This window comes from Mycobacterium colombiense, from assembly GCF_003284975.1.
GTDB lineage: Bacteria > Actinomycetota > Actinomycetes > Mycobacteriales > Mycobacteriaceae > Mycobacterium > Mycobacterium europaeum_A.
On record NZ_QMEU01000148.1, the window covers coordinates 1 to 8,764 of the forward strand.

The window sequence follows — 8,764 nt, forward strand, 5'->3', positions numbered from 1 at the left end:
GACGTGCGCGGGGCGACCGAGGGGCAGGTCAACTTCCACGCCCGCGTCGCCGCGAACGCGCTGCGCATCGTCGAACGCGAACTGCTCGACGACAGCGAGGCCCAATCCCGCGCGGCGCTGGCCGGCCTGGGCTTCGCCGACGAGGAACAGCTGGCCGCCGCGATACGCTCCGGCGAGTTGGACCGCCAAGCGGACCGGGTTACCGCGTGCCTGCGCACCCTGGTACGACGCCGATTGGCCGTCGCGCACCCCGGATACGACAGCGAATAGCCCCGCGATCGACACAGGAGCCAGACATGCCCGCTTCCAGCGCCGAGACGGTCATCGATGCGGCCAACCGCCTGTTCACCGCGATCGAGCGCGGCGACGTCAACGCGGTCGACTCGATGTGGAGCGACGGCATCGCCGTGTGGCGCGTCGGCTCGGGGCGCGACCCCCGCGAAGCGGACGATAAGGCCCGCGCGATGCGGGTCATCGAGTGGTTCATCGGCGCCACCACGGCGCGCCGCTACGAAATCCTCGACCGGCAGGTCTTCGCGGATTCTTCGCAGGGGTCCGCGCGGGGCTTCGTCCAGCAGCACATCTTGCACGCCACCGGGCATGCCGGACAGGCGATCTCGCTGCGGGTCTGCATCGTGATCAGGGTGGGCACCGATGGCCTGATCGAGCGCATCGACGAATATTTCGATCCCGCAGGGATCGCGCCGTTGCTGAACTAGCGCTAGATTCGCCACGACACGTGCGGGTGACGACACATGGGGGTGACGATGACGACTTTGGAGACGCTGCTGCACGATCCCGACATGGCCGGCGTATGGAACCTGGTGCGGGATCGCTCGGCCATCACGTTCAAGATCCGCAACATGTGGGGCCTGCTGAACGTCAAAGGCCGCTTCACCGACTTCGCCGGCGACGGCCAATTGACCGGCAACGGAGCGGTTTTCGGCCGCATCGACATCCGGGCCGCCTCGCTGGACACCGGCATCGGCCGCCGCGACACACACCTGCGCTCGGCCGACTTCTTCGACGTCGACCGCTTCGGTGAGATCAGCGTCGTGGTGACCGCGGTGCACCCGACGAAGGGCAAGGCCGCCGACCTTCGGGCGACCTTCACCATCAAGGGCGTCGCCGAGGAGGTGACACTGCCGGTCACGGTCTGCGAGCTCGACGACGGCTCGATCCGAATCACCGGCGAAACCAAGCTCGATCGGGACCGGTTCGACCTGGGTTGGAACCGCCTCGGCATGATGAGCTCCACGGCAACCGTCGCCGCGGATGCCATCTTCGTGCGGGCATCGCAGTAAAGGATTTCTGCGGGCACCCCCGCCCAATCGGGTGCGACACCAGTAGCATCTGCACCGTGCCCGACTCCACCCCCCAGTCCAGCGTCGCCCTGCGGATCCTCGTCTACAGCAGCAACGCCCAAACCCGCGAACGGGTGATGCGGGCGCTGGGCAAGCAGCTGCACCCCGATCTGCCCGAGCTCAGCTATGTCGAGGTGGCGACCGGGCCGATGGTGGTGGCGACGATGGACAAGGGCGGCATCGACTTGGCCATCCTGGACGGCGAGGCCGCCCCGACCGGCGGGATGGGAATCGCAAAGCAGCTCAAAGACGAACTCGAGAACTGCCCGCCCCTGGTCGTGCTGACCGGGCGGCCCGACGACGCGTGGTTGGCGGCCTGGTCACGCGCCGAGGGCGCGGTGCCGCACCCCATCGACCCGATCGTGCTGGGACGCACCGTGCTCAACCTGCTGCGGGCACCGGTCACCTGAGTCCCGCCCGCGTCGCGGCTTTGCTGCGACCACTCCTTTCGCGCCACCGAATGCGGGCCTTTCCGCCCTGGCGACGCCGTTGATCTTCAGCGCCGCAGCGATCGGCGCAGCAGCGCCTTTGCTGGTGCTCTCCGCTTAGCCGATGCGGCGGATCGCGTCCGGCGACCGGCGTTGGTTTCACCCGCTATCGAGTTTGCGCAGCACAGCGCCGCGTGGCACCGCCAATACTGCAAAACGCCCACCCCGGGCAAGCGCGCCGCACGCCGCGACGCTATGTTGTAAATCACTGTGGCGGGCTTGCGATCCAGTTCGTCACAGCAGCCCGGTTACCGCCTGGCCGCTGCAGGCGGCTCGTACGACGGATCATGGAGCGAGTTGAACGTCTACATACCCATCCTGGTGCTAGGCGCCATCGCCACCGCCTTTGCCGTGGGCTCGGTGGCGATCGCGAGCCTGGCCGGCCCGTCACGGTTCAACAAGTCGAAGATGTCGGCCTACGAGTGTGGAATCGAGCCCACCGAGACGTCGGTGAGCGGCCCGCATGCGACGGCTGGGCAGCGCTTTCCGGTGAAGTACTACCTCACCGCGATGCTCTTCATCGTCTTCGACATCGAAATCGTGTTCCTGTATCCCTGGGCGGTCAGCTACGACGCGCTGGGCACGTTCGCTCTGGTCGAAATGGTGATTTTCATGCTGACGGTTTTCGTGGCCTACGCCTATGTGTGGCGCCGCGGCGGCCTGACGTGGGATTGAGGTAGGACGTGGGTCTTGAGGAACAGCTGCCCGGCGGGATCCTGCTGTCCACAGTCGAGAAGGTGGCGGGCTACGTCCGCAAGAACTCGCTGTGGCCGGCGACATTCGGGTTGGCCTGCTGCGCCATCGAGATGATGGCAACGGCCGGGCCAAGATTCGACATCGCCCGGTTCGGCATGGAGCGCTTCTCGGCCACCCCGCGCCAGGCCGATCTGATGATCGTCGCGGGGCGGGTCAGCCAGAAGATGGCACCCGTGCTGCGGCAGATCTATGACCAGATGGCCGAACCGAAATGGGTGCTGGCCATGGGCGTCTGCGCGTCGTCCGGCGGAATGTTCAACAACTACGCGGTGGTGCAGGGCGTCGACCACGTGGTTCCGGTGGACATCTACCTGCCCGGCTGCCCACCGCGACCGGAGATGCTGTTGTACGCAATCCTGAAGCTGCACGAGAAGATTCAGGAGATGCCGCTGGGCGTCAACCGGGAGACCGCCATCGCCGAAGCCGAGCAGGCGGCGCTGTCGGCGCGGCCCACGATCGAGATGCGCGGACTGCTGCGATGAGCACGCCGGACCAAGATCCCAAGGAAGCGATCAGCGGCGCCGACGAAGAGGTAATCGACGTGCGCCGCGGCATGTTCGGCGCCAAGGGCACGGGCGACACGTCCGGTTACGGACGGCTGGTGCGCGAGGTTGTGCTGCCGGGCAGCAGCCCGCGGCCCTACGGCGGCTATTTCGACGGCGTGGTCGACGGCCTGGCCGCGGCGTTGAACCAGGACAACGTCGAATTCACCGACGCCATCGAGAAAGTCGTGGTGTACCGCGACGAACTCACCCTGCACGTCCGCCGCGACGCGTTGGTGCAGGTCGCTCATCGGCTGCGGGACGACCCGCAACTGCGCTTCGAAATGTGCCTGGGCGTCAGCGGGGTGCATTACCCGCACGAGACGGGTCGCGAACTGCACGCGGTATACCCGCTGCAGTCGATCACGCACAACCGGCGAGTCCGCCTGGAAGTGTCTGCGCCCGATAGTGATCCGCACATCCCCTCGCTGTTCGGGATCTATCCGACCACGGACTGGCACGAGCGGGAGACCTACGACTTCTTCGGCATCATCTTCGACGGACATCCGTCGCTGACCCGCATCGAGATGCCCGACGACTGGCACGGACACCCCCAGCGCAAGGACTACCCCCTCGGCGGGATCCCCGTCGAATACAAAGGCGCACAAATACCCCCGCCCGACGAGCGGAGAGCGTACAACTGATGAGCACTACCACCGAAGCGACGCACGACGGAGCCGGCGAGAAGTTCGTGGTCGCCGGCGGTCAGGACTGGGACAAGGTCGTCGAAGCCGCCCGCGCCGCCGACCCCGGCGAACGCATCATCGTCAACATGGGCCCCCAGCATCCATCCACCCACGGGGTGCTGCGGCTGATCCTGGAGATCGAGGGCGAGACGGTGACCGACGCCCGTTGCGGCATCGGGTATCTGCACACCGGCATCGAAAAGAACCTCGAATACCGCTACTGGACCCAAGGCGTCACGTTCGTGACGCGGATGGATTACCTCTCACCGTTTTTCAACGAGACGGCCTACTGCCTGGGCGTGGAGAAGCTGCTCGGCATCACCGACCAGATACCGGAGCGGGTCAACGTCATCCGGGTGATGATGATGGAGCTCAACCGGATCTCGTCGCATCTGGTGGCCTTGGCCACCGGCGGCATGGAGCTGGGCGCCATGACCCCGATGTTCGTCGGTTTCCGCGGACGCGAGATCGTGCTGACCCTGTTCGAATCGATCACCGGCCTGCGGATGAACAGCGCGTACGTCCGGCCCGGTGGTGTGGCACAGGACTTGCCGCCCAACGCGGAGACCGAGATCGTCGAGGGCCTCAAGGGGCTCAAGCAGGTGCTGCGCGAAATGAGCGGTCTGCTCAACGAGAACGCCATCTGGAAGGCCCGCACCCAGGACGTCGGTTACCTGGATCTGACCGGGTGCATCGCTCTGGGCATCACCGGACCCATTCTGCGTGCCACCGGGCTGCCCCACGATCTGCGCAAGAGCGAGCCGTACTGCGGATATGAAAACTACGAATTCGACGTGATCACCGAAGACACGTGTGATGCTTACGGGCGCTACATGATTCGCGTCAACGAGATGTGGGAGTCGATCAAGATCGTCGAGCAGTGTCTGGACAAGTTGAAGCCCGGCCCGACCATGGTCGAGGACCGCAAGATCGCCTGGCCGGCCGACCTGAAGGTGGGCCCCGACGGCATGGGCAACTCGCAGGAGCACATCGCCAAGATCATGGGCGGCTCGATGGAAGCGCTTATCCACCACTTCAAACTGGTCACCGAGGGCATCAGGGTTCCCGCGGGCCAGGTCTACACGGCAGTCGAGTCGCCGCGCGGGGAGTTGGGCGTGCACATGGTCAGTGACGGCGGCACTCGGCCCTATCGGGTGCACTATCGAGACCCCTCCTTCACCAATCTGCAGTCGGTGGCGGCGATGTGCGAAGGCGGCATGGTCGCCGATCTGATCACAGCGGTAGCCAGCATCGACCCGGTCATGGGCGGGGTGGATCGGTGACCGGGCCGCAGGGACAGCCGGTCTTCATCCGGCTCGGCCCACCGCCCGACGAGCCCAACGCGTTCGTCGTCGAGGGAGCGCCCACGACGTATCCACCCGAGGTGCGGGCCCGGCTGGAGGTCGACGCCAAGGAGATCATGGGGCGCTACCCCAACAAGCGCTCGGCGTTGCTGCCGTTGCTGCACCTGGTGCAGTCGGAGGATTCCTACCTGACGCCGGCGGGGCTGGAGTTCTGCGGTGAGCAACTGGGGCTCACGGGGGCGGAAGTGTCCGCGGTGGCCAGCTTTTACACCATGTATCGCCGGGGTCCCACCGGCGATTATCTCGTCGGTGTCTGCACAAACACGTTGTGCGCCATCATGGGTGGCGACGTCATCTTCGACGCCCTGAAAGAACATCTGGGCGTCGGCAACGACGAGACCACCGCCGACGGGTCGGTCACCTTGCAACACATCGAGTGCAACGCCGCCTGCGATTACGCGCCGGTGGTGATGGTGAACTGGGAATTCTTCGACAACCAGACGCCGGACTCGGCGCGCGAACTCGTCGACTCGCTGCGCGCCGGCGAGCCCAAGTCGCCCACTCGCGGAGCGCCGCTGTGCGTCTTCCGCGAAACGTCGCGCATCCTGGCCGGCCTGCCCGACGAGCGTCCCGACCAAGGCCAGGGCGGCGCCGGCGCCGCCACCCTGGCCGGCCTGAAGGTAGCCAAGGAACTCGGCATGCAGGCGCCCGGCGCGCCGGAAGGCCAGCAATGACAACGACTTCGGACACCTCGCAGGCGACGCCGCTCACTCCGGTCATCAGCCGCTTCTGGGACGATCCCGAGTCCTGGACCCTGCAGACCTATCACCGCCACGGTGGATACGAGGCGATGAAGAAGGCCCTGGCGATGGAGCCCGACGAGGTGATCGGGCTGGTGAAGGACTCCGGGCTGCGTGGGCGTGGCGGCGCGGGCTTCTCGACGGGCACGAAGTGGTCGTTCATCCCGCAGGGCGACACCGGCGCGGCGGCCAAACCGCATTACTTGGTCGTCAACGCCGACGAGTCGGAACCCGGTACATGCAAAGACATTCCGCTGATGCTGGCGACACCGCACGTCCTCGTCGAGGGTGTCATCATCGCCGCCTACGCGATCCGCGCCAGCCACGCGTTCATCTACGTGCGCGGGGAGGTGCTGCCAGTGCTGCGCCGCCTGCAGAACGCGGTGGCCGAGGCCTACGCCGCGGGCTACCTGGGCCGCGACATCAACGGCTCGGGCTTCGACCTCGAACTGGTGGTGCACGCCGGCGCCGGTGCCTACATCTGCGGTGAGGAAACCGCGCTGCTGGACTCCCTGGAAGGCCGTCGCGGCCAGCCGCGGCTGCGCCCGCCGTTTCCCGCCGTTGCCGGGCTGTACGGGTGCCCCACCGTGATCAACAACGTCGAGACCATCGCCAGCGTGCCGTCGATCATCGGCAACGGCGTCGACTGGTTCCGGTCGATGGGCAGCGAGAAGTCCCCGGGCTTCACGCTGTATTCGCTGTCCGGTCACGTCACCCGCCCCGGTCAGTACGAGGCCCCGCTGGGAATCACGTTGCGGGAGTTGCTCGCCTACGCCGGCGGGGTGCGCGCCGGGCACCGGCTGAAGTTCTGGACACCCGGCGGCTCGTCGACCCCGCTGCTGACCGACGAGCACCTTGACGTGCCGCTGGACTACGAGGGCGTCGGCGGGGTCGGCTCGATGCTGGGCACCAAGGCGCTCGAGATCTTCGACGAGACCACCTGCGTGGTGCGTGCCGTGCGGCGCTGGACGTACTTCTACAAGCACGAATCCTGCGGAAAATGCACGCCGTGCCGCGAGGGCACGTTCTGGCTGGACCAGATCTACGAGCGGCTGGAAACCGGCAAGGGCACCAGCGACGACATTCAGAAGTTGCTTGACATCTCCGACACCATTCTCGGAAAGTCGTTCTGCGCCTTGGGTGATGGTGCCGCAAGCCCGGTGATGTCGTCGATCAAGTTCTTCCGCGACGAGTACGTCGCGCACGTCGAGGGCGGCGGATGCCCCTTCGACCCCCGAGACTCCATGCTGACGCCGAACGGAAAGGCTTGAGGCCCGGATGATCCGCGACGGCGACGATGCAGAGCGAAGCGATGAAGAGGAGCGGCGCTCATGACCCGCGACGGCGACGATGCAGAGCGAAGCGATGAAGAGGAGCGGCGCTCATGACTAGTGCGGCCAAGACCGAGACCGGTGACGAGGTCCGTCCGCCGGACATGGTGACGTTGACCATCGACGGCAACGAGATCAGCGTCCCCAAGGGAACCTTGGTGATTCGGGCCGCCGAGTTGATGGGCATCCAGATCCCGCGGTTCTGCGACCACCCGCTGCTGGAACCGGTCGGCGCGTGCCGGCAGTGCCTGGTCGAGGTCGAGGGCCAGCGCAAGCCGATGGCCTCGTGCACCACGGTCGCCACCGACGACATGGTGGTGCGCACCCAGCTGACGTCGGAGGCCGCCGATAAGGCCCAGCACGGCGTGATGGAGCTGCTGCTGATCAATCACCCGCTGGACTGCCCCATGTGCGACAAGGGCGGCGAGTGCCCGCTACAGAATCAGGCAATGTCCAACGGCCGCACCGATTCTCGCTTCACCGACGTCAAACGCACCTTCGCCAAGCCGATCAACATCTCCTCGCAGGTCCTGCTGGACCGCGAGCGCTGCATCCTGTGCGCGCGCTGCACGCGGTTCTCCGAGCAGATCGCCGGCGACATCTTCATCGACATGCAGGAACGGGGCGCCCTGCAGCAGGTCGGCATCTACGCCAACGAACCGTTCGAGTCCTACTTCTCGGGCAACACCGTGCAAATCTGCCCGGTGGGCGCGCTGACCGGAAGCTCGTATCGGTTTCGGGCCCGGCCGTTCGACTTGGTGTCCAGCCCCAGCGTCTGCGAGCACTGCGCTTCCGGCTGCGCCCAGCGCACCGACCACCGCCGCGGCAAGGTGCTGCGCCGGCTGGCCGGTGACGATCCCGAAGTCAACGAGGAGTGGAACTGCGACAAGGGCCGGTGGGCGTTCACCTACGCAACCCAGCCCGACGTGCTCACCACTCCGCTGATCCGCGACGCCGACGGTTCGCTGCAACCGGCCTCGTGGTCCCACGCGATCGCCGTCGCGACGAGGGGCCTCGAGGCCGCGCGCGGCCGCACGGGGGTCCTCGTCGGGGGCAGGGCGACCTTGGAGGACGCCTACGCCTACTCCAAATTCGCGCGAATCGTGTTGGACACCAACGATATCGACTTCCGCGCCCGCCCGAGTTCGGCCGAGGAGGCCGACTTCCTGGCCGCCCGGATCGCGGGCAAACCGATCACGGTCAGCTACGCCGATCTGGGATCGGCGCCGATCGTCGTGCTGGCCGGCTTCGAGCCCGAAGACGAGTCACCCATCGTGTTCCTGCGGTTGCGCAAGGCGGCCCGCAAGCACGGGTTGCCGATCTACGCGATCGCGCCGTTCGCCACCCGCTCGCTGACCAAGATGTCCGGGCGCCTGATCAAAACCGTTCCGGGCGCCGAAGCTACGGCGCTGGACGGGTTGGCCACCGGCGAGATGGGCGACCTGCTCTCCACCCCCGGCGCGGTCATCATGGTCGGCGAACGGCTTGCATCG

11 protein-coding genes are annotated in these 8,764 nt (G+C 66.5%); all 11 read left to right on the forward strand.

All coding sequences use genetic code 11. The features are described from left to right. Nucleotides 1-270, forward strand: a 270-nt coding sequence (locus tag DQP58_RS24690; RefSeq protein WP_240630117.1) for a DUF6285 domain-containing protein, incomplete at its 5' end; no start/stop codon positions are given. 26 nt (nt 271-296) lie between these two features. Then, complete coding sequence (locus tag DQP58_RS24695) at nt 297-719, forward strand: nuclear transport factor 2 family protein (RefSeq protein ID WP_112710738.1); 423 nt, start codon at nt 297-299, stop codon at nt 717-719. A gap of 48 nt (nt 720-767) precedes the next feature. Further along, nucleotides 768-1,304 (forward strand): YceI family protein, encoded by a 537-nt coding sequence (locus tag DQP58_RS24700; protein WP_205869537.1) that lies wholly within the window; start codon nt 768-770, stop codon nt 1,302-1,304. Between the two features lie 56 nt (nt 1,305-1,360). Continuing rightward, nucleotides 1,361-1,774: a response regulator gene (locus DQP58_RS24705; protein WP_112710740.1), complete on the forward strand. Its 414-nt coding sequence runs from the start codon at nt 1,361-1,363 to the stop codon at nt 1,772-1,774. Between the two features lie 375 nt (nt 1,775-2,149). Continuing rightward, nucleotides 2,150-2,527: an NADH-quinone oxidoreductase subunit A gene (locus DQP58_RS24715; RefSeq protein WP_007772880.1), complete on the forward strand. Its 378-nt coding sequence runs from the start codon at nt 2,150-2,152 to the stop codon at nt 2,525-2,527. A gap of 8 nt (nt 2,528-2,535) precedes the next feature. Then, the gene (locus tag DQP58_RS24720; protein WP_007772881.1) at nt 2,536-3,090 is read left to right on the forward strand and encodes a NuoB/complex I 20 kDa subunit family protein; all 555 of its coding nucleotides are present in this window, start codon (nt 2,536-2,538) and stop codon (nt 3,088-3,090) included. Then, nucleotides 3,087-3,794, forward strand: coding sequence for an NADH-quinone oxidoreductase subunit C (locus DQP58_RS24725; RefSeq protein ID WP_112710742.1), 708 nt, complete (start codon nt 3,087-3,089; stop codon nt 3,792-3,794). Before DQP58_RS24720 ends, DQP58_RS24725 begins: the two co-directional genes overlap by 4 nt. Beyond that, nucleotides 3,794-5,119 (forward strand): NADH dehydrogenase (quinone) subunit D, encoded by a 1,326-nt coding sequence (nuoD, locus tag DQP58_RS24730; RefSeq protein WP_240630120.1) that lies wholly within the window; start codon nt 3,794-3,796, stop codon nt 5,117-5,119. Before DQP58_RS24725 ends, nuoD begins: the two co-directional genes overlap by 1 nt. Next, complete coding sequence (gene nuoE, locus DQP58_RS24735) at nt 5,116-5,874, forward strand: NADH-quinone oxidoreductase subunit NuoE (protein ID WP_112710743.1); 759 nt, start codon at nt 5,116-5,118, stop codon at nt 5,872-5,874. The genes nuoD and nuoE overlap by 4 nt, the downstream gene beginning before the upstream one ends. Next, entirely contained in the window at nt 5,871-7,211 is a 1,341-nt protein-coding gene (nuoF, locus tag DQP58_RS24740) for an NADH-quinone oxidoreductase subunit NuoF (RefSeq protein WP_112710744.1), read from the forward strand. The genes nuoE and nuoF overlap by 4 nt, the downstream gene beginning before the upstream one ends. A gap of 113 nt (nt 7,212-7,324) precedes the next feature. Further along, nucleotides 7,325-8,764 (forward strand): NADH-quinone oxidoreductase subunit G (locus tag DQP58_RS24750; RefSeq protein ID WP_112710745.1); only part of this gene is annotated, 1,440 nt, incomplete at its 3' end.